22 protein-coding genes and 1 pseudogene are annotated in these 26,966 nt (G+C 68.9%); 14 read left to right on the top strand and 9 right to left on the bottom strand.

All coding sequences use genetic code 11. The annotated features are described in order from the left end of the window. Nucleotides 1-26 precede the first annotated feature (26 nt). The 4 genes from C1I97_RS00115 to C1I97_RS00100 all read left to right on the top strand — a co-directional run bounded on the left by C1I97_RS00115 (nt 27) and on the right by C1I97_RS00100 (nt 3,042). Nucleotides 27-941 (top strand): LysR family transcriptional regulator, encoded by a 915-nt coding sequence (locus C1I97_RS00115; protein WP_111001147.1) that lies wholly within the window; start codon nt 27-29, stop codon nt 939-941. Nucleotides 942-1,022: 81 nt separating this feature from the next. Continuing rightward, on the top strand, nt 1,023-1,505 hold the full coding sequence (locus C1I97_RS00110) for an NUDIX domain-containing protein (RefSeq protein ID WP_111001146.1): 483 nt from the start codon (nt 1,023-1,025) through the stop codon (nt 1,503-1,505). A gap of 136 nt (nt 1,506-1,641) precedes the next feature. Next, on the top strand, nt 1,642-2,514 hold the full coding sequence (locus C1I97_RS00105; RefSeq protein ID WP_111001145.1) for a GNAT family N-acetyltransferase: 873 nt from the start codon (nt 1,642-1,644) through the stop codon (nt 2,512-2,514). Nucleotides 2,515-2,589: 75 nt separating this feature from the next. Then, the gene (locus C1I97_RS00100) at nt 2,590-3,042 is read left to right on the top strand and encodes a GNAT family N-acetyltransferase (protein ID WP_111001144.1); all 453 of its coding nucleotides are present in this window, start codon (nt 2,590-2,592) and stop codon (nt 3,040-3,042) included. Nucleotides 3,043-3,087: 45 nt separating this feature from the next. Here C1I97_RS00100 and C1I97_RS00095 read toward each other — a convergent pair whose 3' ends face one another. Next, the gene (locus tag C1I97_RS00095; protein ID WP_111001143.1) at nt 3,088-4,473 is read right to left on the bottom strand and encodes a serine hydrolase domain-containing protein; all 1,386 of its coding nucleotides are present in this window, start codon (nt 4,471-4,473) and stop codon (nt 3,088-3,090) included. A gap of 344 nt (nt 4,474-4,817) precedes the next feature. Between C1I97_RS00095 and C1I97_RS00090 the strand changes: the two genes are divergently transcribed. Then, nucleotides 4,818-5,384 (top strand): dihydrofolate reductase family protein, encoded by a 567-nt coding sequence (locus C1I97_RS00090; protein WP_111001142.1) that lies wholly within the window; start codon nt 4,818-4,820, stop codon nt 5,382-5,384. Nucleotides 5,385-5,715: 331 nt separating this feature from the next. Here C1I97_RS00090 and dnaB read toward each other — a convergent pair whose 3' ends face one another. Continuing rightward, complete coding sequence (gene dnaB / locus C1I97_RS00085; RefSeq protein WP_111001141.1) at nt 5,716-7,191, bottom strand: replicative DNA helicase; 1,476 nt, start codon at nt 7,189-7,191, stop codon at nt 5,716-5,718. Nucleotides 7,192-7,651: 460 nt separating this feature from the next. Between dnaB and C1I97_RS00080 the strand changes: the two genes are divergently transcribed. Beyond that, nucleotides 7,652-8,989: an MATE family efflux transporter gene (locus C1I97_RS00080; protein WP_111001175.1), complete on the top strand. Its 1,338-nt coding sequence runs from the start codon at nt 7,652-7,654 to the stop codon at nt 8,987-8,989. A gap of 111 nt (nt 8,990-9,100) precedes the next feature. Here the strand turns inward: C1I97_RS00080 and rplI are convergent, their stop codons facing one another. The 4 genes from rplI to rpsF all read right to left on the bottom strand — a co-directional run bounded on the left by rplI (nt 9,101) and on the right by rpsF (nt 10,715). Further along, the gene (rplI, locus tag C1I97_RS00075) at nt 9,101-9,547 is read right to left on the bottom strand and encodes a 50S ribosomal protein L9 (RefSeq protein WP_111001140.1); all 447 of its coding nucleotides are present in this window, start codon (nt 9,545-9,547) and stop codon (nt 9,101-9,103) included. 18 nt (nt 9,548-9,565) lie between these two features. Beyond that, nucleotides 9,566-9,802 carry a 30S ribosomal protein S18 gene (rpsR, locus tag C1I97_RS00070; protein WP_003949403.1) on the bottom strand — a complete coding sequence of 79 codons (237 nt, stop codon included), beginning with the start codon at nt 9,800-9,802 and terminating at the stop codon, nt 9,566-9,568. Nucleotides 9,803-9,859: 57 nt separating this feature from the next. Next, on the bottom strand, nt 9,860-10,348 hold the full coding sequence (locus C1I97_RS00065; RefSeq protein WP_111001139.1) for a single-stranded DNA-binding protein: 489 nt from the start codon (nt 10,346-10,348) through the stop codon (nt 9,860-9,862). A gap of 76 nt (nt 10,349-10,424) precedes the next feature. Then, complete coding sequence (rpsF, locus tag C1I97_RS00060) at nt 10,425-10,715, bottom strand: 30S ribosomal protein S6 (RefSeq protein ID WP_111001138.1); 291 nt, start codon at nt 10,713-10,715, stop codon at nt 10,425-10,427. 283 nt (nt 10,716-10,998) lie between these two features. On the opposite strand from rpsF, the gene C1I97_RS00055 reads away from it, so the two are divergent. The 3 genes from C1I97_RS00055 (at nt 10,999) to C1I97_RS00045 (ending at nt 13,779) form a co-directional block, all read left to right on the top strand. Further along, on the top strand, nt 10,999-11,319 hold the full coding sequence (locus C1I97_RS00055; RefSeq protein WP_111001137.1) for a hypothetical protein: 321 nt from the start codon (nt 10,999-11,001) through the stop codon (nt 11,317-11,319). 214 nt (nt 11,320-11,533) lie between these two features. After that, nucleotides 11,534-12,655 (top strand): peptidoglycan bridge formation glycyltransferase FemX, encoded by a 1,122-nt coding sequence (femX, locus tag C1I97_RS00050; RefSeq protein WP_111001136.1) that lies wholly within the window; start codon nt 11,534-11,536, stop codon nt 12,653-12,655. A gap of 92 nt (nt 12,656-12,747) precedes the next feature. Continuing rightward, entirely contained in the window at nt 12,748-13,779 is a 1,032-nt protein-coding gene (locus C1I97_RS00045) for an alanine racemase (RefSeq protein ID WP_111001135.1), read from the top strand. A gap of 124 nt (nt 13,780-13,903) precedes the next feature. On the opposite strand, the gene C1I97_RS00040 is transcribed toward C1I97_RS00045, so the two are convergent. Both C1I97_RS00040 and C1I97_RS00035 read right to left on the bottom strand, forming a co-directional pair. Further along, nucleotides 13,904-15,412, bottom strand: coding sequence for a glycosyltransferase family 87 protein (locus C1I97_RS00040; RefSeq protein ID WP_441349072.1), 1,509 nt, complete (start codon nt 15,410-15,412; stop codon nt 13,904-13,906). A 401-nt stretch (nt 15,413-15,813) separates the two neighbouring features. Further along, nucleotides 15,814-18,462 carry a transglycosylase domain-containing protein gene (locus C1I97_RS00035; protein WP_441349071.1) on the bottom strand — a complete coding sequence of 883 codons (2,649 nt, stop codon included), beginning with the start codon at nt 18,460-18,462 and terminating at the stop codon, nt 15,814-15,816. 398 nt (nt 18,463-18,860) lie between these two features. Here C1I97_RS00035 and C1I97_RS00030 point away from each other — a divergent pair, with 398 nt between their 5' ends. The 3 genes from C1I97_RS00030 (at nt 18,861) to C1I97_RS00020 (ending at nt 22,028) form a co-directional block, all read left to right on the top strand. Then, the gene (locus tag C1I97_RS00030) at nt 18,861-19,544 is read left to right on the top strand and encodes a PadR family transcriptional regulator (protein ID WP_111001133.1); all 684 of its coding nucleotides are present in this window, start codon (nt 18,861-18,863) and stop codon (nt 19,542-19,544) included. A 45-nt stretch (nt 19,545-19,589) separates the two neighbouring features. Continuing rightward, on the top strand, nt 19,590-20,672 hold the full coding sequence (locus tag C1I97_RS00025) for an inositol-3-phosphate synthase (RefSeq protein ID WP_111001132.1): 1,083 nt from the start codon (nt 19,590-19,592) through the stop codon (nt 20,670-20,672). A gap of 93 nt (nt 20,673-20,765) precedes the next feature. Next, nucleotides 20,766-22,028, top strand: a complete 1,263-nt coding sequence (locus tag C1I97_RS00020; RefSeq protein WP_111001131.1) for an MFS transporter — start codon at nt 20,766-20,768, stop codon at nt 22,026-22,028. Between the two features lie 152 nt (nt 22,029-22,180). On the opposite strand, the gene C1I97_RS00015 is transcribed toward C1I97_RS00020, so the two are convergent. Continuing rightward, on the bottom strand, nt 22,181-23,656 hold the full coding sequence (locus C1I97_RS00015) for a CCA tRNA nucleotidyltransferase (RefSeq protein WP_111001130.1): 1,476 nt from the start codon (nt 23,654-23,656) through the stop codon (nt 22,181-22,183). A gap of 299 nt (nt 23,657-23,955) precedes the next feature. Here C1I97_RS00015 and C1I97_RS00010 point away from each other — a divergent pair, with 299 nt between their 5' ends. Further along, nucleotides 23,956-26,343 carry a DUF6049 family protein gene (locus C1I97_RS00010; protein ID WP_111001129.1) on the top strand — a complete coding sequence of 796 codons (2,388 nt, stop codon included), beginning with the start codon at nt 23,956-23,958 and terminating at the stop codon, nt 26,341-26,343. 46 nt (nt 26,344-26,389) lie between these two features. Further along, nucleotides 26,390-26,966: pseudogene (locus tag C1I97_RS00005) on the top strand (murein biosynthesis integral membrane protein MurJ); the annotation flags it as partial.

The following is a 26,966-nucleotide window of genomic DNA, read 5'->3' as shown; positions in this document are numbered from 1 at the left end:
AGGGCACCGAGAGGGGTGGGTGCGCCATGGATCTGGCGTTGCTGCGCACGTTCGTGACTGTGCACCGGGCGGGCTCCTTCACCCGGGCCGCAGCGCTGCTCGGCCTCTCCCAGCCGGCCGTCACCTCCCAGATCCGTACGCTGGAACGGCAGGTGGGCCGCCCCCTGTTCCTGCGCCGGGCCCGTGGCGTGACGCCCACGACCATCGGCGACGAACTCGCCCACAAGGCCGCGCCGCATCTCGACGCCCTGCTGGAGATCACCGAATCCGGCCTCGACGACGAATCCTCCTTACGCACCCTGCATCTGGCCGGTCCACCGGAATTCACCGCGGAGCGGGCACTGCCCGCGCTGACCGGACTGACCGGACTGACCGGCGACAACAAGCAGGGATTCGCCTTGCGCACCTCGTTCGGAACCGCCGAGGAAACCCTGGACGGCCTGTCCGCCGGACATCATGATCTGGCCATCAGCACGGTCCGGCCGCGCGGCGGACTGCTCACGGCGGCTCCGTTGTGCGACGAGGAACACGTCCTGGTAGCCGCCCCGCGCTGGGCCGAGCGGACCGACTCCCCGAAGCCGCGCCACAAGGTCGTACCCCCTCCGGAGACCATTCCCCTGGTCGAGGTCCATGAGTCGCTTCCCTTCGCCTCCCGCTACTGGGCCTCGGTCTTCGACTCCCGGCCGGCGGCGTCCGGCACGGTGATCGTCCCCGACCTGCGTGCGGTCCTCGCCTGCGTGGTGGCGGGCGCCGGGCTCGCGGTACTGCCCCGGTACCTGTGCGCGGCGGCCCTGGAGCGGAGAGAGGTCGTGGCCCTCCACGAACCGGCGGTGCCGCCGCTGCGCACCTATTTCCTCGTCGTCCGGACCGGCACGCTGGCGATGCCGCACATCGCGCGGGCCCACGAGTGGCTACTGCGTGCGGCCGCCGACTGGTCCTGAGCCACCAGCGGAACGCCATGCCCCGAGGGCTGCGGCGTCGCGCGATGTTTCACCTGGAACCAGCCGGGCCACATTTCTCCCATGACCGTCCGACCCGTGGTCAAGCGCACCGCCCGTGCCGTTCTCCTCGACGGTGACGACCTGATCCTGATCAAGCGCACAAAGCCCGGTGTCGATCCCTACTGGGTCACTCCCGGCGGCGGAGTCGAGCCCGGGGACACGACCGTCGTCGACGCTCTGCATCGTGAGGTCCACGAGGAGCTCGGCGCCAAGATCACCGACGTGGTGCCCTGCTTTGTGGACACCGTGGAGCACATCGGCGAGAGCGGCGGTGCGACCGGTGTGAAAGTGCAGCACTTCTTCGTCTGCCGGCTGGAGTCCATGGACACCTCCCAGCGGCACGGCCCCGAAGTGGACGAGCCCACCGGCGCGTACGAGATCGTACGGGTGCCGTTCACCCGGGTCGGCATCGCCTCCGTCCATCTGGTCCCGCTGTCCCTGCGGCACTATCTGGACGGGAACATCGAGGGCGTACGCGCCATGCACGCACCTGACCTCGGCTGAGAAACCGGACGTTTCACGTGAAACACCGACGCGCCTGTCCCTGGACCGCGCAGATGACCACCGCATGGCCAGAACCACGCCCATCCGGTCGGAAACAACTGGACGCCGAGGGTGCCCGTCGGACAGCCTGACCTGCGTGTCGACTCCTTCGCCTGCCCCTTCCCCCATCCGCCGTCTGACGCTTCGCGATCTCACCGCCTGCGCCGACCTGTCCGAGAACCGGGGATGGCAGCGTGAGGAGCACAAGTGGGGCTTCCTCCTGACAGCCGGGACGGGCTACGGCATCGACGATCCGAACGGGGGACTCACCGCCGCGTGCGTCCTCACCACGTACGGACCGCAGGACCGCCCGGAGCTGGGCGCCATCGGCATGGTCCTGGTCGCCGAACGACATGCCCGCCGGGGCATCGGACGCCGGATGATGCGCCATGTCGTCTCGACGGCGGGCACCACACCCCTGACCCTCCACGCGACGCCGCACGGCCGTCCGCTGTACGAGGAGCTGGGCTTCAAGGTCACCGGGTGGGCGGAGATGGTACTCGGACGCTTCACGCCGGCACCGGACGAGCAGCCCCCTCGTATCGCCACGCGAGCGGCCACCGCCGGGGATCTCACCGGCATCCTCCGGCTCGACGAGGAGGTCTTCGGCACCGATCGCACCCCCCTCATCACCCGGCTTCCCGCGTTCGCCGACCAGCTACGGGTCGCCGAGGCCCACGGCCGGATCATCGGCTACGCCGCAGCCTGGCCCAACATGGACACCCATGTCGTGGGTCCCCTGATCGCCCGGGACACCGAGACGGCCAAAGCCCTGCTCACCTCCCTCGCCGCCCACACCAGCCGCCCGCTGCGCACGGACATCGACGTACGCCACGAGGAACTGCTGGCCTGGCTGAAGGAACGCGGACTGGTGTCCGTGATCCGCAACGCCGTCATGACCTACGGCATCGCGGAACTCCCCGGGGACTGGAGCCGGCGCTTCGCCCCCCTCACCGTGGCGGCGGGTTGAGGAAGCCGCCACGGACGAACGGCGCGCACACGCACGCCCCGGAGCAGGCCGTGATCGCACCGTAGAGTGCGGTACATGACAGATCTTGAGATACGGCCGGCCGTCGCCGGGGACGTGCCCGCCATCGTCGGCATGCTCGCCGACGACCCGCTGGGCGCGCAGCGCGAGTCCCCGGACGACCTCGCGCCCTATCTGACCGCGCTGGAGCGGCTGAGCGCCGACCCCCACCAGCACCTGATGGTCGCGGTGAGCGAGGGCCGCGTCGTCGGCACGCTCCAGCTCTCGATCATTCCCGGCCTGTCCCGGCGCGGCTCCACCCGGTCGATCATCGAAGGCGTCCGCGTCCACTCCGACGAGCGCGGCAGCGGCCTGGGCACGCAGCTCATCGAGTGGGCCATCGACGCATCACGACGCCAGGGCTGCCAGTTGGTGCAGCTGACGTCGGACCGAACCCGCGCCGACGCCCACCGCTTCTACGAACGGCTGGGCTTCGAAGCCTCGCACCTGGGCTTCAAACTGCGACTTTGACCCCCGGCCCCTGGAACCCGTCCGGCGGATCATGCCGGACGGGCCCTAACCGATGCCTCGCCACCCCTCCGGGTCCACGCCACCGGGCACGGAAGCCTTCGTGTCGTACGGCTGGCGCGTGAACACGAACGACCCGAGATCCAGGTGGTCCACCGACCCGTCCGGCCGCCGTACCGCCCGCAGCACCTCACCGGCGTAGTAGCCCTCCAGCCCCGTCCAGGTGCCGTCACCGTTCGCCCGGAACCGTGCACGCCGGCCGCTGCCGGACAGCGGCTCCAGCGAGAGGAGCCCGTCAGCGGTCAGCCGCAGGCCGAAGCCGTACGTCCCCCAGTACCACTGCCCCGCCAGCTCCAGTACCGACGGGTCGATCTCCCGCAACGGCCGCCAGGGCTCGGGAATCCGCGGCTCCGCGTCGGCGACGATACGCACGAGGTCGGCGCCCACCGTGACGGGCAGCGGGCCGGACGTGCAGTTGGCCAGCACGACCGCGGCCACGTCTTCCTCCGCATCGATGGTGAGCGAGGCCAGGAAGCCCGGGAGCGACCCGCTGTGCCCCACGAGGAGCCGGTCGCCCCACCGCCGCAGTTCGAGCCCCAGGCCGTACGCGTACCCGGAGACCACATCCGCCGCTTGGGAGGGAGCCGCCGGAGTCCGCATCTCCCGAAGCGAATCGGCACTCAGAATTCGATCGTCCCCCTTGGCGAGGAAGGCGGCGAAGCGAGCCAAATCCCGTGTGGTGGACCACAGTTGCCCAGCCGGAGCCATCCGGCCGAGGTCCTCGGCGGGCTCCGGCAGCATCACATCGGCCCAGGGATGTACCGCCCAGCCGCCCGCGTACGGCGCCTCGGGGTGAGCGCCCGTGCGGTTCAGTCCCAGGGGTTCGAGCACTTCACTCCGAAGGACCTCCTCCCAGCCGGCACCGCGCACTTCCTCGACGAGCGCGCCCAGCAGGGTGTAGCCGGGATTCGAGTAGTGGAACCGACGGCCGACCGGATGCCGCAGCGGCTCCTCGCCCAGTACGTCGGCGAGTTCGGGGCGCAGAGCTCCGGGCGATCTCTCCCACCACGGCGCGGGCGACTCGGCGGCCAGCCCGCCCGTGTGCGCCAGCAGGTCGGCGATCGTGGCCTCCCCCACGCCGGTGCCCGGCAGATGCCTCTCCAGCGGGTCCGTCAGGCTCAGGACACCCTCGTCGCGCAGCCGCAGGACGAGCACGGCGGTGAAGGTCTTGGTGATCGAGCCGATCCTGTACTGCGTGTTCTCGTCCGGTCCGTGGCCCTCCACCGATGTCCGCGCGCCATGCCAGACGGTCCGCCCCTCGCGCACGACCGCGGCGACGAGCGACGGCGCCCGCCCCTCGGTCTGTGCCACGGCGATCCGGTGCGACAGCGCCCGGCGCGTACCGGGAAGCAATCCATCCTGAGAAATCGTCATGCCCTCACTCCATCCGGTGCGCCCGCGCACGTCGAGCGCTTTTCCGGCGGACACGGCGACAGCCGCGGCGGACCGCGGGACTGTAGGGTATCGCCGCTCGTGACATGTCGATCTTGCGTGACCTGGGCGTTCTTGGCTGTCTCACGGCCTTGTCACCCATGATCAGTCTCAAATCCGTGGCATTTCCTGGCGAGGTCGAGATCAGGCGGCTTGCCCGAGTCGGCCGAGTACACCACGCTGAGCCCCGAGCACGAGGACCACCGGCGAGCCCAGATCGCGCACCGATGAGTTTCCCGCGCCGCGCTGGTCTATACGCCGGACACCCACGGACGGAAGGCTGAGCCATGCGGAAACTGATCTACGGCATGAACCTGACCCTGGACGGCTACATCGCCGCGGCCGGCGACGACATCGGCTGGAGCGGACCGCCGAGCGACGAGCTGTTCCAGTGGTGGCTCGACCACGAGCAGGCGAGTGGCCTGTCGCTGTACGGGCGCAAGCTGTGGGAGACGATGAGCTCCTACTGGCCGACCGGCGACCAGCAGCCGGGCGCCACCCCGGCGGAGATCGAGTTCGCGCGGAACTGGCGGGACACGCCGAAGGTGGTGTTCTCCTCGACGATCGACAAGGTCGACTGGAACACCCGCCTGGTCACCGGCGACGCGATCGCCGAGATCACCCGGCTCAAGGCCGAGGACGGCGGCCCAATGAACATCGGCGGCGCAACGCTCGCCGGGGCGGCCATGCGCGCCGGGCTGATCGACGAGTACGCGATCGTCGCCCATCCGGTCCTGGTGGGCGGCGGCACGCCGTTCTTCACCGCGCTGGACAGCTGGGTGAACCTGAACCTGGTGGAGACGCGGACGTTTCCCGGCGGCGTGGTCCTGACCAGGTACGAGACGAGGCGCTGAGCAGCTGCCCGCTGTCTCACGGCTTGGATGGGTGTTTCCTCTCACCGTCGTGGCATTTCCTCAGCCGGGATCGTCTGGGCGGCTTGACCTGCCAGTCTCAGATTCGTGTCAGATATGCCATCGCTTGGCCATCGCTCGTGAGATTTGGCCACGAAATCTGAGACCCTCCACGAGGCCCGGGCCACCCGGGCACCGAATCACCACTACTCATGCATCCGGGGCGCCAGCGTCGATTTAACACTGGCCTGGCTCAAATGGCTCCCATTCGTCAACCTTTTAACCTGAGGCCTGCTCATTTGGTAGATCATTTGAGAACCTAGCCAGACGCCGCTCAGGTCTGTGCCATGTCCACGAACCGCGAGTAGTGGCCCTGGAAGGCGACCGTGATCGTCGCGGTCGGGCCGTTGCGGTGCTTGGCGACGATCAGGTCGGCCTCCCCGGCGCGCGGCGACTCCTTCTCGTAGGCGTCCTCGCGGTGCAGCAGGATGACCATGTCGGCGTCCTGCTCGATGGAGCCCGACTCGCGCAGGTCGGAGACCATCGGCTTCTTGTCGGTGCGCTGCTCGGGGCCACGGTTGAGCTGGGAGAGCGCGATGACCGGGATCTCCAGCTCCTTGGCCAGCAGCTTGAGATTGCGGGACATGTCCGAGACCTCCTGCTGCCGGCTCTCGGCACGCCTGGAGCCACCGGACTGCATCAGCTGCAGGTAGTCGATGACGACCAGCTTGAGGTCGTTGCGCTGCTTCAGTCGCCGGCACTTGGCGCGGATCTCCATCATCGACAGGTTCGGAGAGTCGTCGATGTAGAGCGGAGCGGCCGAGACGTCCGGCATCCGGCGGGCCAGCCGCGTCCAGTCCTCGTCGGTCATCGTGCCCGAGCGCATGTGGTGCAGGGCGACGCGGGCCTCGGCGGACAGCAGACGCATCGCGATCTCGTTGCGCCCCATCTCCAGCGAGAAGATGACACTGGGCAGGTTGTGCTTGATCGACGCCGTTCGCGCGAAGTCCAGCGCGAGCGTCGACTTGCCCATCGCGGGGCGCGCTGCGATGACGACCATCTGGCCCGGGTGCAGGCCGTTCGTCAGCGAGTCGAAGTCGGTGAATCCGGTGGGCACACCGGTCATCTCGCCGCTGCGCGAGCCGATCGCCTCGATCTCGTCGAGCGCGCCTTCCATGATGTCGCCCAGCGGCAGGTAGTCCTCGCTGGTGCGCTGCTCGGTGACCGCGTAGACCTCGGCCTGAGCACGGTTGACGATCTCGTCGACGTCGTCGTCGGCCGCGTATCCCATCTGCGTGATGCGCGTACCGGCCTCGACGAGACGACGCAGGATCGCACGCTCGTGGACGATCTCCGCGTAGTACGCGGCGTTCGCCGCCGTCGGCACGGTCTGCACGAGCGAGTGGAGGTAGGAGGCGCCGCCCACCCTGTTGATCTCGCCGCGCCTGGTGAGCTCGGCGGCGATGGTGATGGGGTCGGCGGGCTCACCCTTGGCGTAGACGTCGAGGATCGCCTGGTAGATCGTCTCGTGCGCCGGTTTGTAGAAGTCGTGGCCCTTGAGGATCTCCACGACATCGGCGATGGCGTCCTTGGACAGGAGCATTCCGCCGAGGACCGACTGCTCGGCGTCCAGGTCCTGGGGGGGGAGTCGCTCGAAGGAGGAGCCCCCGTCGTCCCACGCGCCCCGGTCCTGGCCCCGGTCGTGCTGCTCGTCGCGGCCAGGCCCCGAGTCGAAGCGGCGGGAGGTGGGCAGACGATCACTGGGCCCTCTGTCGGCCCACGGGTCGTCCAAGGGCTCGGAAATGCTCACCGAGCGACCTCCTCCCGTCCGCCGAGCGGACCTCGCCGTGCCCCTCTTTTCTAAGGGACGGCACTGACAAATGAGAGGCCCGTCTCCGCTTCAGGCGTGTCAGGTTTATGACGGTTCGGAAGGCCGGCGAACAGAGTGGGCGCCGCACCACGGTAGGGCCCCGGGAGGCGTCAGCCAATCTGGTTATCCACAGGCCATGTGGACAAGCGGCCGGATGTTGTGGAGAACTCCGCCAAACCTGTGCACGACCCGGTGGACAGCGCTGTGAACAAGCCCTCGACACCTTCTGCGGGACAGCTCTGACCTGCTGTTTTCCCATCCACCGGCTGTGCAGGAGAAAAACTTTCCCAGTCGGACCAAGATCGCTCGAGGCGGTACGCACAAGCGAATGCCACGAGAACGAAAGTAAGGAGTGACGCACCTTTGCGTCTCTTACCTGTGGACGATTAGATTGGTGCTCATGACACAGGCCCCCGCACGCCGCACGGTCACCCGGCGCCGGCATGACCGAGAGATCGTCGCGCTGGCCGTTCCGGCCTTCGGCGCACTCGTCGCCGAGCCGCTCTTCGTGATGGCCGACAGCGCGATCGTCGGCCATCTCGGCACGGCACAGCTCGCCGGGCTCGGCGTCGCCTCGGCCCTCCTGATGACTGCCGTCAGCGTCTTCGTCTTTCTTGCCTACGCCACCACGGCGGCCGTCGCCCGCCGCGTCGGCGCGGGCGATCTCCAGGCAGCCATCCGCCAGGGCATGGACGGCATCTGGCTGGCGCTGCTGCTCGGCGCTGCCGTGATCGCGGTCGTGCTGCCCACCGCCCCCGCTCTGGTGGACCTCTTCGGTGCCTCGCAGACCGCGGCTCCGTACGCGACCACCTACCTGCGTATCTCCTCGCTGGGCATTCCGGCCATGCTCGTCGTTCTGGCCGCCACCGGAGTCCTGCGCGGGCTGCAGGACACCCGGACCCCGCTGTATGTCGCCGTCGCGGGTTTCGTCGCCAACGCGGCCCTGAACGCCGGTCTCGTCTACGGTGCCGGACTCGGCATCGCGGGCTCGGCCTGGGGCACTGTCATCGCCCAGTGCGGCATGGCGGCCGTCTACCTTGCCGTGGTCGTCCGCGGAGCACGCAGGCACAACGCCTCTCTCCGTCCCGACGCGGCCGGCATCAGGGCGTCCGCGCAGGCCGGTGTCCCCCTGCTCGTCCGTACGCTTTCCCTGCGCGCGATCCTGATGATCGCCACGGCGGTGGCGGCCCGCCTCGGTGACGCGGACATCGCCGCTCACCAGATCATCCTGTCCTTGTGGAGTCTGCTCGCGTTCGCCCTCGACGCCATCGCGATCGCCGGACAGGCCATCATCGGCCGCTGTCTGGGCGCCGGGGACGCCGCAGGCGCCAGGGAAGCCTGCCGGCGCATGGTGCAGTGGGGCGTAGCCGTCGGGTTCTGCCTCGGGCTCCTCGTGATCCTGAGCCGCCCGCTCTTTCTGTCCCTCTTCACCAGCGACGTCGTCGTCAAGGACACCGCGCTGCCCGCACTGCTCGTGGTGGCGCTCTCCCAGCCGGTCTGCGGCATCGTCTTCGTCCTGGACGGTGTGCTGATGGGCGCTGGAGACGGGCCGTATCTCGCCGGTGCCATGCTGGTCACCTTGGCTGTCTTCACTCCGGTGGCGCTGCTCGTTCCCACCCTCGGGGGCGGACTCACCACGCTCTGGGCGGCCATGACGCTGATGATGACCGTGCGCATGCTGACCCTGTGGCTGCGTTCCCGCTCGGGCCGCTGGGTCGTCACGGGAGCGACGCGCTGACCGTTTCACGTGAAACGCCGCTTCTCCCACCACCGCGCGCCGACCACGCAGAGGGGCCGCACCCTCGACGGGTGCGGCCCCTCTGCCGACTGCTCAAGCCGAGTGCGGCGGTCAGGCCGCGACGACCTCGATGTTGACCTTGGCGGCAACCTCGGGGTGCAGACGCACGGACGTCTCGTGGGCGCCCAGGGTCTTGATCGGCGCGCCCAGTTCGATGCGGCGCTTGTCGACCTCGGGACCGCCGGCAGCCTTGATCGCCGAGGCGATGTCGGCCGGGGTGACGGAACCGAAGAGACGGCCGGCGTCGCCGGAGCGGACCGACAGGCGGACCTTCACGCCCTCGAGCTGGGCCTTGATCTGGTTGGCCTGCTCGATGGTCTGGATCTCGTGGATCTTGCGAGCGCGACGGATCTGCGCGACGTCCTTCTCGCCGCCCTTGGTCCAGCGGATCGCGAACTTCCGCGGGATCAGGTAGTTGCGGGCGTAACCGTCCTTGACGTCGACGACGTCGCCGGCGGCGCCGAGGCCGGAAACCTCATGGGTGAGGATGATCTTCATGAGTGGCTCACCCTTCCCTTAGCGCGCAGTGGAGGTGTAGGGCAGCAGCGCCATCTCACGGCTGTTCTTGACGGCCGTGGCGACGTCACGCTGGTGCTGCGTGCAGTTGCCGGTCACGCGGCGGGCACGGATCTTGCCGCGGTCGGAAATGAACTTCCGCAGCATGTTCGTGTCCTTGTAGTCCACGTACGTGACCTTGTCCTTGCAGAAAGCGCAGACCTTCTTCTTAGGCTTGCGCACAGGCGGCTTCGCCATGGTGTTTCTCCTGTGTGATCAAGAAGTGTGGGTACGGCCCACCCTCGGTCCGAGGACCTAGAAGGGCGGCTCGTCCGAGTAGCCGCCACCGCCGCCGGAGCCGCCGGAGCCGCCGGAGCCGCCGCCCCAGCCGCCGCCACCCTGGCCGCCACCGCCGCCGTAACCGCCCTGGCCACCGCGGCCGGTGGTCTTGGTGACCTTGGCCGTGGCGTTGCGCAGGCTGGCGCCGACTTCGTCGACGTCCAGCTCGTAGACCGTGCGCTTGACGCCCTCACGGTCCTCGTAGGACCGCTGCTTCAGCCGGCCCTGCACGATGACGCGCATGCCTCGCTGGAGCGACTCGGCGACGTTCTCCGCCGCCTGGCGCCAGACCGAGCAGGTGAGGAAGAGGCTCTCGCCGTCCTTCCACTCGTTCGTCTGGCGGTCGAAGGTGCGGGGCGTGGACGCGACGCGGAACTTCGCGACCGCCGCACCGGAAGGGGTGAAGCGCAGCTCGGGGTCGTCGACAAGATTGCCGACGACCGTGATGACGGTCTCGCCTGCCATGGGGAACCTCTCGGCGGGTGTGCTGCTGGCTGCTTGTGCTGCTACTCGAATCCCGGGGCCGGCTGAGCGGAAGGGCTCAGTGGGTCTCGGGGCGGAGGACCTTGGTCCGGAGGACCGACTCGTTCAGGTTCATCTGGCGGTCGAGCTCCTTGACGACCACAGGCTCGGCCTGCAGGTCGATGACCGAGTAGATGCCCTCGGGCTTCTTCTTGATCTCGTACGCGAGACGACGACGGCCCCAGGTGTCGACCTTCTCGACCTTTCCGCCACCATCACGGACGACGGAAAGGAAGTTCTCGATCAGCGGGGAGACAGAGCGCTCCTCGAGATCGGGGTCGAGGATGACCATCACCTCGTAGTGACGCATGTGGAACCCACCTCCTTTGGACTCAGCGGCCACGGTCGTTCCGTGGCAGGAGGGTTGTGATGCGTACGCAACAGTGTCTGCATTACATCAGCCGCCACTGACAATCGGGGGCGGCCGACGCACTCTCCGGGTTCGCCGCGGCTCCGCCGGGGCAGACACTGTGCAGACCGTACAGATTACCCGCACACCTGCTTCCGGTTGAAATCGGGTGGCAGGACCCGTCAATCTGGACGTCACGGGTGTGCACGGCGCCAGGACGCGCCGTCTTTCGCAGGAGGTGCCCATGGCACAGACGATGCGACCGAACCCCGCCGCGGGCGGCGGCCTCTTCGCCACGGACGGCAAGCCCCACCCTCTCCAGGACACCCTGCTCGTGGTGACCCTGGCGCTGGGCGTGCTGGCCTTCATCACCGGGCTCCTCTTCCACAGTCTGCACCTGCTGAGCTCCTGGGCCGGTCTGGTGGGCATCTTCACCGGCGCGTACGGTCAGTGGGTCTCGGTGACGACACGTCAGCGTTTCGGGCTGATCCTCGGCCTCGGCGCCTCCGCGGTCGGCTTCTACCTCGGCCTGGCGCACGGCGGTCTCTTCGGCGGCCTCTTCTAGCTGATCCCGGGCACTCCGGCCGCTCCTGACGGGCGGCGTCCCCCAAACTCCGCGGACGCCGCCCGCACGACCGCGCACGGCGCCCCGGCGGGCGCCAGGGCGGGGCGAAGGTCGCGTACGGCCAGTCTGCGCGCTCCCCGGGCGCAGTAGGCTTCGGCGCGAGAGCCGGAGCCCCTGACCCCATGGGGACACACCAGCCCGAGGAGCGCCCCGAATGAGCCTGACCCTGAGGACCATCAGTCGAGAGCAGCATCTGGCCTACGTCCAGAGCCTGCCCGCGGCGAGTCACATGCAGGTCCCGGCCTGGGCGGACGTCAAGTCGGAGTGGCGCTCGGAGAACCTGGGCTGGTTCGACGACCGCACCGGTGAGCTGGTCGGCGCCGGACTTGTCCTGTACCGCCAGTTGCCCAAGATCAAGCGGTATCTCGCCTATCTGCCCGAGGGCCCGGTCATCAACTGGTTCGCGCCGAATCTCGACGACTGGATCCGGCCGATGCTGGCGCATCTGAAGCAGCAGGGCGCCTTCTCGGTGAAGATGGGCCCGCCGGTGGTCATCCGCCGCTGGAACGCCGAGACCATCAAGAAGGGCATCCAGGACTCGGACGTCAAGCGCCTGCGCGACCTGGAGGCCGACTTCATCGAGCCCCGCGCCTTCGAGGTCTCCGACAAGCTGCGCCGTATGGGCTGGCAGCAGGGTGAGGACGGCGGCGCGGGCTTCGGTGACGTCCAGCCCCGCTACGTCTTCCAGGTGCCGCTGGCCAACCGGTCCCTGGAAGAGGTGCACAAGAACTTCAACCAGCTGTGGCGCCGCAACATCAAGAAGGCCGAGAAGGCCGGTGTCGAGGTCGTCCAGGGCGGCTACCAGGACCTCGAGGAATGGCAGCGGCTGTACGAGATCACCGCGGTGCGCGACCACTTCCGGCCCCGCCCGCTGTCGTACTTCCAGCGCATGTGGACGGCCCTCAACACCGAGGACCCCAACCGCATGCGGCTGTACTTCGCCCGGCACAACGGTGTGAACCTGGCCGCGGCCACCATGCTGATCGTCGGCGGGCACGTCTGGTACTCCTACGGTGCCTCCGACAACATCGGCCGGGAGGTCCGGCCCTCGAACGCGATGCAGTGGCGGATGCTGCGCGACGCCTACGCGCTCGGCGCCACGGTCTACGACCTGCGCGGCATCTCCGACTCTCTGGACGAGACCGACCACCTCTTCGGCCTGATCCAGTTCAAGGTCGGCACCGGCGGACAGGCCGCCGAGTACCTCGGCGAGTGGGACTTCCCGCTGAACAAGCTGCTCCACAAGGCGCTCGACATCTACATGTCGCGACGCTGACCTGACGCTCTTCGCCTCTGTTCCGTCGACACCTTCCACACTTCCCATACTTCTGATACACCGCAGCCACGAGAAAGGTTCCAGGTCCGGCCATGGCGCTCACGCTCTACGTCGACACCGCGCGCTGGCGGGCGCACCACAAGCACGTGCAGGAGCAGTTCCCGGGGCTCGTCCCGGTCTGCAAGGGCAACGGCTACGGCTTCGGGCACGAGCGGCTGGCGGAGGAGGTCACCCGGCTGGGTACGGACATCCTCGCCGTCGGCACGACGTACGAGGCCGCGCGCATCAAGGACTTCTTCAGCGGTGACCTGCTGGTGCTCACGCCGTACCGCCGCGGCGAGGAGCCGGTGCCGCTGCCCGACCGGGTGGTCCGCTCGGTGTCGTCGGTCGACGGGGTGTACGGCCTTGTCGGGGCCCGTGTCGTCATCGAGGTGATGTCCTCGATGAAGCGGCACGGAGTCAGCGAGCAGGACCTGCCGCAGCTGCACTCCGCCATCGAGAACGTCCGGCTGGAGGGTTTCGCCCTCCACCTGCCGCTGGACCGCACCGACGGCTCGGACGCCGTGGAGGAGGTCATCGGCTGGATGGACCGGCTGCGCGCGGCCCGGCTGCCGTTGCACACGATGTTCGTCAGCCATCTCAAGGCGGACGAACTCGCCCGGCTGCAGCAGCAGTTCCCGCAGACCCGTTTCCGTGCCCGGATCGGCACACGGCTGTGGCTGGGGGACCACGAGGCCACCGAGTACCGCGGCGCGGTCCTGGACGTCACGCGGGTCGCCAAGGGTGACCGCTTCGGCTACCGCCAGCAGAAGGCGGCCTCGGACGGCTTCCTGGTGGTCGTGGCGGGCGGTACGTCGCACGGGGTGGGCCTGGAGGCCCCCAAAGCGCTGCACGGCGTCATGCCGCGGGCCAAGGGCGTCGCCCGCGCCGGTCTGGCCACGGTGAACCGGAACCTCTCCCCGTTCGTCTGGAGCGGCAAGCAGCGCTGGTTCGCGGAGCCGCCGCACATGCAGGTGTCGATCCTGTTCATCCCCGCGGACGCCCAGGAGCCCGAGGTCGGTGACGAGCTGGTGGCGCATCTGCGGCACACCACCACGCAGTTCGACCGGCTCGTGGACCGCTGAGCCCTCTTCTCCTGCAAAAAGGCCGTACACGGCAGTGACCGTGTACGGCCTTTCCGTATGTCCTCATGCCCTCATGCCCTCAGGTCCTCAGGTCCGCAGGTCCTCCGTGAGCGGGCGCGTTCGCTCAGGGCGAATCGTCCCGGGGTGCGGCCGCGCTCCGGCCGCCCCACTCCACCTGCGGTGCGCCGACGTGGGCCACGTGGCGCGGCGAAGGAGTGCGCGTATCGAGGGCGAAGACGTCCTCGGCGCCGTCGAGAACGCCGCCCGAGGGGTCGTCGTCGCCGGCGCGGCGCACCACGTCCCTCTCCGGCATGAGGATGTCGCGCACGACGACCGCGCACAGGTACAGCGTGCCCAGCAGATGCACGGCGATCGCCCAGTGGTAGCCGTCGGTCGGCAGACCCTTGTGGGCGTCTCCGCTGGTCGTGTACGCGAGGTACATCCAGATCCCGAGGAAGTACGCCACCTCGCAGGCCTGCCAGACCAGGAAGTCCCGCCACTTGGGCCGCGCCAGCACGGCCAGCGGCACCAGCCACAGGACGTACTGCGGCGAATAGACCTTGTTGGTGACGATGAAGGCCGCCACGATCAGAAAGGCGAGCTGGGCAAAGCGCGGACGGCGCGGGGCGGTCAGCGTCAGCACCGCGATGCCGAGGGCGCACAGCACCACCAGCAGGGTGGCCGTGGTGTTGACGAAGTCGGTGCTGGGCGGATTGCTGGAGTTCTGGGACCAGATCAGCCAGAAGGAACCGAAGTCGACGCCCCGGTCATGGCTGAACTTGTAGAACTGCCACCAGCCGTCCGTGGCGAAGGCCATCACCGGCAGGTTCACCACCAGCCAGGCGGCGACCGCGCCCGCCAGGGCCCTGCCGAAGTCGCGCCACTTCCCCGCACGCCAGCACAGCAGGAACAGCGGGCCGAGCAGGAAGACGGGGTAGAGCTTGGCGGCCGTGGCGAGCCCCAGCAGGACGCCGAAGGCGAGCGAGCGTCCCCGGGACCACATCAGCATCGCGGCGGCCGTCAGGGCGACCGCCAGCAGGTCCCAGTTGATGGTGGCGGTCAGCGCGAAGGCTGGCGCCAGGGCGACCAGCAGACCGTCCCACGGCCGCCGGGCGTGCGTACGGGTCACGCAGACGGCGATGACGGCCGCGCACACCATCAGCATCCCGGCGTTGACCATCCAGTACCACTGCTCCTGGTGCTGGATGCTGCCGCTGTGCGGGGTCAGCCAGGAGGCCACCTCCATGAACAGCCCGGTCAGCACCGGGTACTCCAGGTACGGCATGTCGCCGGAGAGTCTGTCGAAGTAGGGCACGAGGCCGTCGGCGAAGCCGCGCCCCTGGTAGAGGTGCGGGATGTCCGAGTAGCAGGCCTTCGTGTACTGCGAGCTCGGACCGAAGAACCAGGCGCCCTGGTAGCAGGGCGCCTTCTGGACCAGGCCGAGGGCGAACATGCCGATCGCGACGAGCGCGACGACCCGCACCGGGGTCCACCAGGACGTCCCGGTCAGGGCGCGCCGCCCGACCGGGCCGCCGATCAGCTCACTGCCGGCAGCGGCGACCGGATCCTCCTTGGTCGGCCCCACCGGCTCCGGTTCGTGGACGCTCGCGTGCGTCGATTCTCCACTGGGCATGCCGCACATCCTGCCGTACGAGACCGCGAACGGCGCGGGCCCGATCCCGCTGCCGGCTTCCATCACCCGGATCGATACACCCGTCGCGGCCCGTGCGGTGCCGGTCGACGGCTCGCGGTGCTCGCCGGGCGACGTACTGGGCGGGCGGGAGGACTGTCGGCCGCTGTGGCGCCGCGACCCGCCGTCGCAGCGAGCACCGCGCCGGAGAGCACTCCATGGGTGGCTCCGTGCCTCACCAGTCGCATCTTCAGGGTAGGGGTGGCCGCGATGGGCAGCACGACGGTTGCAGGGAAGGGGCGCTTCGGGTGAGCAGCCTGAGACCGTCTCGCGCATGGGCGTGGCGCTGTATCACCCATACGAGCGCGCGCCACGACTTGGTCGTGGCGCGCGCTCGCCTCGGATCAACCGGCCGGGCCTCCGAAGAAACCGGTGCCTCCGTTGCCGCTGCCCCGGTTGCCGCCTCCGGTGCTGTTGTCGATACCACCTGTGTCGGTGGCCGAAGGCTCCGGAGTGATGCCGCCGTCCGTGCCGCCGTCGCCCGTCTGACCACCGTTGCCGTTGCCGTTGCCGTTGCCATTGCCATTGCCGTTGCCGTTGCAGCCGAAGAAACCGCAACGTGTCCGGGTCGGCGTGGGCTCCGGGCTGGTCTCGGTCTGGCTGGGCTCGGGCGAGGCAGTCGGGCTCTCCTCCACGGTCTCGGTGACGGTCGGGGACGGAGTCGGGGAGGGTGCGCCTATCCCGTCCGCGATCTCGCCGATCTCCTCGGCCTTGGGGAAGCCGGGGTCGGGCTTCCCCCTCAGGGCTTCCTTCATGTACTCGGTCCACACCTGCGTGGGAATGTCACCACCGTGGATGGAGTCCTTGCCCGCCGTGCCGTTCATGGAGAGCAGCTTGTGGCTCTTGGGGTCCTCACGGAACATCGCCACCGCGGTCGACAGCTGCTGGGTGTAGCCGACGAACCACGCGGACTTGTTCTCGTCGGTGGTGCCCGTCTTGCCCGCGGCCTTACGGCCCAGGGCGAGCGCGTTCTTGGCCGTGCCGTTCTCGATGACGTTCTCGAGGACGTCGGTGACGTTGTGCGCCACGCTCTCGGGCATCGCCTGCTTGATGCGCGGCTTCTCGAAGCCGGGCACCTCCGAACCGTTGTGCTTGACGGCTGTCACCGAGTACGGGTCGGCCTGCTTGCCCGACGCCGCGAACGTCGCGTAGGAGTCGGCCATGCGGATCGCGCTGGGGGTCGACGTACCGAGGGCGAACGACGCGTTGAGGTCGGCGAAGCTGTCCTTCAGAATGCCGGATTTCTCCGCCACGTCCGCCACGTTCCTCATCCCCACGTCCATGCCGAGCTGTACGAAGGGGGTGTTGACGGACTGCTCCATCGCCTTGCGCAGGGTGATGAAGCCCCACGGGTAGGGGCTCTCGTTCTTCTGGAGGAAGGGCGTGTTGTCCTTCTTGAGGACGAAGGACCCGTCGTTGTTCCTGATCTTCAGGCGGTCGTCACCGTTGTACTTGCTGAGCGGTGAGATCCCCACGCCATCGGTCTTGTAGGTGCCGTACTGCATCGCCGCGGCGAGCACGAACGGCTTCCACGTCGAACCGACGGGGACGCCCGAGGTGTCCGCGTTGTTGTTGAAGTGGCCGTTCTCGAAGCCGACACCGCCGTAGAGCGCGACGATCGCACCGTCATTGGGCTTCACCGACGCCGCACCGAACTGGACGTGCTGGTCCTCCTCGCGCTTCGGGTCGATGTTTTCCTTCTCCACCTTCTTGACGGCCTTGGCGAGCGCCTCGACCTTGCCCTTCTCGAAGGTGGTGTAGATCTGGTACCCGCCCTGGTCGAACTGCGCCTCCGTGATGTCGGAGTGCTTCAGGACGTACCGCTTCGCCGCGTCGACGAGATAGCTGACCTGGCCGGTCATGCCCTTGATCGCTTTACGGCCCTGAGGCAGGGGGTACTTCTTGATCGCCTCCTGGTAGTCGGCGTCCGAGAGGCGCTTGTCCTTGTGCATCTGCTCGAGGATCCAGCTCCACCGCAGCTCCGAACGCTTGCGGTTGGCATCGGCGGTGGCCGAGGCGTCGAGGTTCTCGTTGCCCGCGGGGTCGTAGTACGTCGGGCCCTTGAGCAGAGCGGCGAGGACGGCGCATTCGCTCGGCGTGAGATCGACGGCGTCCTTGCCGTAGTACGTCTGGGCGGCGGCCTGGATGCCGTAGGCGCCACGGCCGTAGTACGAGGTGTTCAGGTAGCCCTGGAGGATGTCCTGCTTGGTGAGCTTCGTGCCCACCTTGATCGAGATGAACATCTCCTTGAACTTCCGGGAGACCGTCTGTTCCTGACTCAGGTAGGTGTTCTTCACGAACTGCTGGGTGATCGTCGAGCCACCCTGCGTGTCACCGCCTCGCGCCATGTTGGCCAGCGCGCGGGCGATCCCCATCGGGTCGACACCCGAGTCGTCGTAGAAGCTCTTGTTCTCGGCCGAGATCACCGCCCACTGCATGGCTTCGGGAATCCGGTCGAACGGAAGGTTCTGCCGGTTCTGACCGCTGCCGGTGGCGACCATCTGCGTCTTGTCGGACCAGTAGTAGACGTTGTTCTGCGACAACGCCGCGGCGTGCGCCTCACTGGGCACACTCACCATCGCGTACCCGACGCCGGCGACGGCCACGAGGCTGCCGAAGAAGGCGATGCACAACCCGGAGACGAGCTTCCAGGACGGCATCCAGCGGCGCCAGCCGTCCTTGTCGTGGCGGGGGTAGTCGATGATCCGCTCCTTGCCGGGAGGCGCCGCGCGCCCTCTGCCGCGCCCGGGCCCGGTGGAACCGGCTCGGCGGCTCCCGCCTCTCTGTGCCGCGCGTCGTGCCTCGGCGCGGCCGCCGTACGTACGGCCCTCACCTCCCGGGCCGTGGGCACCCGGCCCATAGGAATCGGACGGAGACCCGGTGGCGCCTCGCGGTGCCGCGCGGCGGCCGGAGGACGAACCGGACTGGCCGCGTCGGGCCGCGGCACGTCCGCCTCCCTGCGGCTGCGGCGGTTTGCGACGGTGCTCGCTCATCGAACGACTACTCCTCGGGCAGGCGCATCCTTGCGCGCCTGGAAACGGCGGCTGGTTTCCGGTCCCCCCGAAGTACGGATGCGGTCGGTCGCTCATTCATCCGTACTGCACCCGGGACGAGGACGTCCCCAGGCGTCACACGGTTCCCGGCGGTATGCATGCCGCACAGACTACGCACCACCGCAAGCCACTGAACCCCGAAGTTCACCCCAAACCAGGCAACTTGGCTTCAACGAGACGGTGATGTGATCCCGCTCACCCAGCCCCCTCTTGTCGCATCCGAAGCACCGTTCTATCGTCGTGATGTATCGAGTCGATACATCAGCGCGAGATAAAGACCGTCACGACACTCGGAGCGGCATCCCACCGCACCGGGTCGCGGCAGAGAGGAGGCGACGATGGGCCGGCGTTCCGGGATCCTGGAGTTCGCCGTACTCGGCCTGCTGCGTGAATCCCCGATGCACGGCTATGAGCTGCGCAAACGACTCAATACGTCACTGGGTGTGTTCCGGGCGTTCAGCTACGGGTCGCTCTATCCCTGCCTCAAGACGCTGGTCGCCAACGGCTGGTTGATCGAGGAGCCGGGCAACGCACCGGAGGACGCCGTCTCCGCCGCGCTCGCGGGACGCCGCGCCAAGATCGTCTACCGGTTGACGGCCGAGGGCAAGGAGCACTTCGAGGAGCTGCTCTCCCAGACGGGTCCCGACGCGTACGACGACGAGCACTTCGCCGCGCGCTTCGCCTTCTTCGGACAGACGTCGCGCGACGTACGCATGCGCGTGCTCGAGGGCCGCCGCAGCCGGCTGGAGGAGCGCCTGGAGAAGATGCGGGCCTCCCTGGCGCGCACCCGGGAGCGCCTCGACGACTACACACTCGAGCTCCAGCGCCACGGGATGGAATCCGTGGAGCGCGAAGTGCGCTGGCTGAACGAGCTCATCGAGAGCGAGCGGGCCGGGCGGGACCTCAAGGGTTCCGGCTCCGGGGAGCCCGCCTCTCAGGACACCGCAACTGGAGCGACGGGCGGCCTGCCCCGGTCCGGGGAGCCTTCCCGGCCGGATACGCCCGACGACACCGCCACGTGAGGTCCCGTCGGGGCCTCACCGAGTACACACAGGGAGCAACCGCCAATGGGTTCGGTTCGCGTAGCCATCGTCGGCGTGGGCAACTGCGCCGCGTCGCTGGTACAGGGCGTGGAGTACTACAAGGACGCCGATCCGGCGTCCAAGGTCCCGGGCCTCATGCACGTGCAGTTCGGCGACTACCACGTGCGTGACGTCGAGTTCGTCGCCGCCTTCGACATCGACGCCAAGAAGGTCGGCCTGGACCTCGCGGACGCCATCGGCGCCTCCGAGAACAACACCATCAAGATCTGCGACGTGCCCTCCACCGGGGTGACGGTCCAGCGCGGCCACACCCTCGACGGCCTCGGCAAGTACTACCGCGAGACCATCGAGGAGTCCGGCGAGGCCCCGGTCGACGTCGTCCAGGTCCTCAAGGACAAGCAGGTCGACGTCCTCGTCTGCTACCTGCCCGTGGGCTCCGAGGACGCGGCGAAGTTCTACGCCCAGTGCGCCATCGACGCCAAGGTCGCCTTCGTCAACGCTCTCCCGGTCTTCATCGCCGGCACCAAGGAGTGGGCGGACAAGTTCACCGAGGCGGGCGTGCCGATCGTCGGTGACGACATCAAGTCGCAGGTCGGCGCGACCATCACGCACCGCGTCATGGCGAAGCTGTTCGAGGATCGCGGTGTCATCCTGGACCGCACCATGCAGCTGAACGTCGGCGGCAACATGGACTTCAAGAACATGCTGGAGCGCGACCGTCTGGAGTCCAAGAAGATCTCCAAGACCCAGGCCGTCACCTCCCAGATCCCCGACCGGGACCTCGGCGAGAAGAACGTCCACATCGGCCCGTCCGACTACGTGGCCTGGCTCGACGACCGCAAGTGGGCCTACGTCCGTCTCGAGGGCCGCGCCTTCGGCGACGTCCCGCTGAGCCTGGAGTACAAGCTCGAGGTCTGGGACTCCCCGAACTCCGCGGGTGTCATCATCGACGCCCTGCGTGCCGCGAAGATCGCCAAGGACCGGGGCGTCGGCGGCCCGATCCTCTCCGCGTCCTCCTACTTCATGAAGTCCCCGCCGGTGCAGTACTTCGACGACGAGGCCCGCGAGAACGTGGAGAAGTTCATCCGCGGCGAGGTCGAGCGCTGACCCCCCGCCTCTGAAACCGCTCCTGCCAGGGCTGTCGGGCCCCCGGGCGCACCGTGTGCTCCCGGGGGCCTGCCGTATGTGAGGCTGTGCCCCATGCCCGTCGTCCGTGACCTGCGCGTTCTGCTGCGCTTGAGGAACTTCAGACGCCTGCTCGCCGTGCGGCTGCTCTCCCAGGGCGCGGACGGGGTCTACCAGGTCGCGCTCGCCACGTACGTCGTCTTCTCCCCGGAGAAGCAGACCTCGGCCGCCGCGATCGCCTCCGCGATGGCGGTGCTGTTGCTGCCGTACTCCCTGGTCGGCCCGTTCGCCGGTGTCCTGCTGGACCGCTGGCGGCGCCGCCAGGTCTTCCTCTACGGCAATCTGGCACGCGCGGTGATGGCGGCCGCCACCGCGGTGCTGATGGTCGCCGCCGTGCCGGACTGGCTGTTCTACGTCTCCGCCCTGTGCGTCACCGCCGTCAACCGCTTCGTCCTGTCCGGGCTGTCCGCCGCGCTGCCGCGCGTGGTCGACGCCGAGCGACTGGTGATGGCCAACTCCCTGTCGCCGACCGCCGGTTCCCTGGCCGCGTTCGCGGGTGGCGGTCTCGCCTTCCTCGTACGGCTGCTGGGCGCGGACTCCGACGCTGCCGTGGTGCTGCTGGGAGCCGCCCTCTATCTGTGCGCGGCCCTCACCTCGCTCCTCATGGCCCCGGAACTGCTCGGCCCCGACCGGGGCGCGGCCCGACCCCGGCTGGGAACGACACTGACCGGCACCGCGCGCGGCCTGTTGGCGGGCATACGGCATCTCGCCGCACCGCCGCGCCGGGAGGCTGCCCGGGCGCTGGCGTCGATGACGCTGATGCGGTTCTGCTACGGCGCTCTGACGGTCATGGTGCTGATGCTGTGCCGTTATGGTCTGACCTCGAACACGAGGGACGGGCTGCGCCTGCTCGGGCTGGCGCTGGGACTCTCCGGTGCCGGGTTCTTCGCGGCGGCCGTCGTGACGCCGTGGGCGGCGGGACGGCTCGGGCCCGTCCGCTGGATCGCCGTGTGCGCCGGCTTCGCGGCAGTCCTCGAACCCGCCCTCGGCCTGCCGTTCACCACCGGCCCCCTGCTGGTCGCGGCGTTCGTCCTGGGACTGACCACTCAGGGCGCGAAGATCGCCACGGACACAGTGGTGCAGTCCGCGGTCGACGACGGCTTTCGCGGCCGGATCTTCTCCGTGTACGACGTGCTGTTCAACGTCGCCTTCGTGGGCGCTGCGGGCGCCGCCACACTGATGCTGCCACCGGACGGCCGCTCGGCCGTGCTGGTGATCACGGTCGCTGTCATCTACGCGGCGGTCGCGGCCCTCATGGTCGGTTTCGAACGCCGGTAGAGGTCACACCGATGGTTCCTTGATGAAGAGTGGTGGAGGGTGACGAAGGGTGGCGGAGGGCGAGGAAGGAGCGATGTTTCACGTGAAACATCGCCCCTCGGTGTTCTCCCCGGGGTCATGTTTCACGTGAAACATGACCCCGTCGCGTGCTGTCAGTTCGGCCCGTCCTGCTCGGTCCACCACTCCTTGAGGGCCTCGACCGCCGCGTCGTACTCCATCGGCCCGTTCTCCAGGCGGAGCTCCAGCATGTGCTTGTACGCCTTGCCGACGGCCGGACCGGGCTTGATGCCGAGGATCTCCATGATCTGGTTGCCGTCGAGATCCGGGCGAATCGCGTCGAGCTCCTCCTGCTGCTGGAGCTGGGCGATGCGTGCCTCCAGACCGTCGTACGCCCGGGACAGCGCGGTCGCCTTGCGCTTGTTGCGGGTGGTGCAGTCCGAGCGGGTCAGCTTGTGGAGCCGGCCGAGCAGCGGGCCCGCGTCACGGACGTAGCGGCGGACCGCGGAGTCCGTCCACTCGCCGGTGCCGTAGCCGTGGAAGCGCAGGTGGAGCTCGACCAGACGGGAGACGTCCTTCACCAGCTCGTTGGAGTACTTCAGCGCCGTCATGCGCTTCTTGGTCATCTTCGCGCCGACCACCTCGTGGTGGTGGAAGGAGACCCGGCCGTCCTTCTCGAAACGCCGTGTGCGCGGCTTGCCGATGTCGTGCAGAAGGGCAGCCAGGCGGAGGGTCAGGTCGGGGCCCTCCTCCTCCAGCGCCATCGCCTGCTCCAGGACGATCAGTGTGTGGTCGTAGACGTCCTTGTGCCGGTGGTGCTCGTCGCTCTCCAGACGCAGGGCCGGCAGCTCGGGCAGGACATGGTCGGCGAGACCGGTGTCGACGAGCAGGGTCAGGCCCTTGCGCGGGTGGGCCGACAGGATCAGCTTGTTCAGCTCGTCCCGGACCCGCTCGGCCGAGACGATCTCGATGCGTGCGGACATCTCCTTCATCGCCGTGACGACCTCGGGGGCGACCTCGAAGTCGAGCTGGGCGGCGAAGCGCGCGGCCCTCATCATGCGCAGCGGATCGTCGGAGAAGGACTCCTCGGGCGTGGCGGGGGTGCGCAGCACGCGGGCCGCGAGGTCCTCGAGGCCGCCGTGCGGGTCGATGAACGTCTTCTCCGGCAGCGTCAGGGCCATCGCGTTGACGGTGAAGTCACGCCGGACGAGGTCGTCCTCGATGGAGTCGCCGTACGACACCTCGGGCTTGCGCGAGGAGCGGTCGTACGCCTCCGACCGGTAGGTGGTCACCTCGATCTGGAAGCATCGATCAGCATCTCCGGCGCGGACCCGCTTCTGCGCCCCGACCGTGCCGAAGGCGATCCCGACATCCCACACGGCGTCGGCCCACGGCCGCACGATCTTCAGTACGTCCTCGGGGCGGGCGTCGGTGGTGAAGTCCAGGTCGTTGCCGAGCCGGCCGAGCAGCGCGTCCCGGACCGAGCCGCCGACCAGGGCGAGGGAGAACCCGGCCTCCTGGAAGCGACGCGCGAGATCGTCGGCGACGGGGGCCACCCGCAGCAGCTCGCTCACCGCGCGCTGCTGCACCTGGCTCAGGGCAGAGGAAGTGTCTTCGTTGGCGTTCGGCACAACAGAAAAGAGTACGTGGCCCGGGCTGCCGGCCGCGCCGTCGATGTTCCTGCGGGGACACCCTGCGGGCGCGCGGGGACGGCACCCCGTGGGATGCCGGCGACAAACCCCCTGTCACTCACCCAGTACCAGCCTTTGTGACATAACGAACAGCATCCCCGGATACACCCATATCCAGGGCAGTCGTCGGCGTCCCATGATCGTGTGGCCGCCTCCGCGGCACTTCCCTTCAGCGCGCATCGTTACCATGCGTGGACGCACATTCCGACGACCACTGACGACGAGGGACGGGCGAGCGCGTGGCCGAGGCGGCAGACTTCCAGGGGACCTGTCCCTCACCTGCCCGCCGCCTGCTGAGGCGCGCCGGGGCACTGCTCGCCGGAACGCCCCTGCTGGCCGGACTGCTCCAGCTGCCCGCCGCGGCGGCCGCGCACGCCGCCGGCCAGGATTCCCTCCGGTCCGCGTCGGGCTCGCGCACGGTGGCCGTCTCCCTCGACTCCCTCAGCCCCAGCGTGCCCTCGGACGGGGACACGCTGACCGTCTCGGGCACCGTGACGAACAACGGCAGGCAGGCGGTCACCGACGCCCACGTGGGCCTGCGCGTGGGTCAGGAACTGAACACCCGCTCGGCGATCGACGCCGTGGCCCGGCGCACCGCGTTCGAGCCGGGCGCCGACGGCTTTGAGGTCGGCGGCAAGTACGTCCAGAAGTTCCCCAAGCTCTCCCCGGGCGTCGCCGAGCACTTCAACCTCTCCGTGCCGGTCGACAAGCTGAACCTCGGCGAGGACGGGGTCTACCAGCTCTCCGTCTCGCTGTCCGGGCAGACCTCCGGACAGCCCTGGGAGCAGGTCCTGGGCATCCGGCACACGTTCCTGCCGTGGCAGCCGGCCGATGCGGACACGAAGACGAAGACGACCTATCTGTGGCCGCTCGTGTCCCCCGTCCACATGACCGCCGAGACGGGCCCCAGCGCCCAGCAGACGCCGGTCTTCCTCAACGACGACCTGGCCAAGGACATCGCTCCCGGCGGCCGCCTGGAGCAGATGCTGTCGCTGGGCAAGAACCTCGACGTCACCTGGGTCATCGACCCCGACCTGCTGGCATCCGTGGACGCCATGACCCGCAACTACCGCATCCAGACGGACGGCGGCACACCCACCCCGGGCACCCACCAGGCGGTCGCCAAGCAGTGGCTCGCCGAGCTGCAGCAGGCGGTGACGGGCAAGGAGGTCGTGGCACTGCCCTTCGCCGACCCCGACCTGGCTTCCCTCGCCCACCGCGGCACGAGCGTGACCGGCTCGCTGAGCCAGCTCAAGGACGCCACCGACGTCGCCGCCGGCACGGTGGAGACGGTGCTCCACGTGAAACCGAGCACGGACTTCGCCTGGCCCGTGGACGGCGCCGTGGACCCCTCGATCGTCAAGGTCGCCACCTCCGCGGGCGCCGACAAGGTCATCGCGCGCAGCGACAGCCTGCGGGAGACCGGCGACATGACCTACACGCCCTCGGCGGCCCGTCCCATCGGCGGCGGCACCACGGCCGTCGTCGCGGACGAGCGCCTGTCGACGGCGTTCGAGGGCGACATGTCGCGAGCCGGCGCCACCACGCTCGCCGTGCAGCAGTTCCTCGCCCAGAGCCTGGAACTCCACGACCAGACGAACGAACAGCGCAGCATCGTCGTGGCCCCGCAGCGCATGCCGACCGCGCACCAGGCCCAGGCCATGGCGCAGGCGCTGACAGCCCTCCAGCAGAGCACCTGGTCCCAGTCGCAGGACCTGGCCGCGGCCGCCAAGGCCACGCCGGATCCCGGTGCCACCACGAAGGTCCCGTCGACCACCGCCTACCCTTCCTCGCTGCGCAAGAAGGAACTGGGCCGCTCCGCCTTCGCGGCGATCGCCAGAACGCAGGACAAGGTCAACAATTTCAAGGTCGTCCTGACCAACGAGTCCCGGGTCGTCACACCCTTCGGACGGGCCATGAACCGGGAGATGTCCACGGCGTGGCGCGGCCGGGCCGGCGAGGCGAAGCACTTCCGGAACGGCGTGGAGGCGTACCTCGACGACCTCTCCGAACAGGTCAAGCTGATCGACAAGTCGGAGACGAAGCTCTCCGGCCGCAGCGCCACGATCCCGGTGACCGTGCAGAACAACCTGGTGCAGGACGTCGACCACCTGGTGCTGCGGCTCACCTCGACCAATCCCACCCGTCTCAAGATCGGCGGCAAGGCCTACTCCGAACAGTCCGTCACTGTCTCCGGCGGGCACAGCCAGTCCGTGAAGTTCACCACATCGGCCAACGCCAACGGCCCCGTGACGGTGGTCGCCCAGCTCTACACGCAGGACGGCCGGGAGTACGGTGCACCCGTCACCTTCGACGTGAAGGTCACCGAGATCACGGCCACGGTGATGCTGGTCATCGGCGGCGGTGTCCTGCTGCTCGTCCTCGCCGGTTTCCGCATGTACACCCAGCGCAAGCGGGCGGCGGCCCGGGAGACCGCCCAGGGCGCCGAGACGGCCGAGGACGCCGGGAAGACGGACGCGGACAGCGGTGAGGGCGGCACCGGCGGAACCGGCGAGAGCGCAGACGAGCCGGAAGGCGGCGCCCCGGAGCAGCCGAGTGACCCGGCACCGGACACCGCAGCGGAAAACGCCGACCCGTCCGGCACGGGTGAGAAAGTGGACCGTTGAGCATGTCGTGGCCCGGAGGGCCCGGGACAATGAGGTGGGGTAATCCATGAACGCGCCGTACGACGGTGACCGCGGCCACGCCGTGGGCGGCTCGGGCGACCCCGACGCCCCGCCGCCCGAGCACGGCCAGGCACCGCCGCAGCCGCCCGCGGACATGTACCTCCAGGACGCCTACGACGAGGACCCCTACCGGGCTCAGGACCTCACCGCGCAGGACCCGGTCGGCGAGGCACTGTACGACCGCGCCGCGCACCCCCCGCCGCCACCCGGCGCCCACGGGCCCCGGCAGCCGCTCTACGGGCAGCCCCCGCAGTCGCCGTACGCCCCCGACCCACGGGTGTGGGCACAGACCCCGCCGCCGGAGCCGTCGGGCGCCACCCAGTACCTGCCGCACGGCGAGGACCCCCGCACCACACAGTTCGTCGGCGTCGACGACCTGGTCAGCCACTCCGGCGAGAACCGCCACGAGCCGGACGCCTTCGCCCACCTCCTCCAGGACCAGCAGCAGGGCGGCTACCAGGACACGCGCCGGAGCGGCTACGGCTACCCGGACCCCGGACAGCACGGCTACCAGCCCCCGCAGCGGTCCGACGGGCACCCGCCGGTCGAAGCGCCCTCGGTTC

Origin of the sequence: Streptomyces sp. NTH33 (assembly GCF_003236365.1) — a bacterium.
In the GTDB taxonomy this organism is placed as follows: Bacteria; Actinomycetota; Actinomycetes; order Streptomycetales; family Streptomycetaceae; genus Streptomyces.
This window is presented reverse-complemented; position numbering and strand designations above follow the sequence as displayed.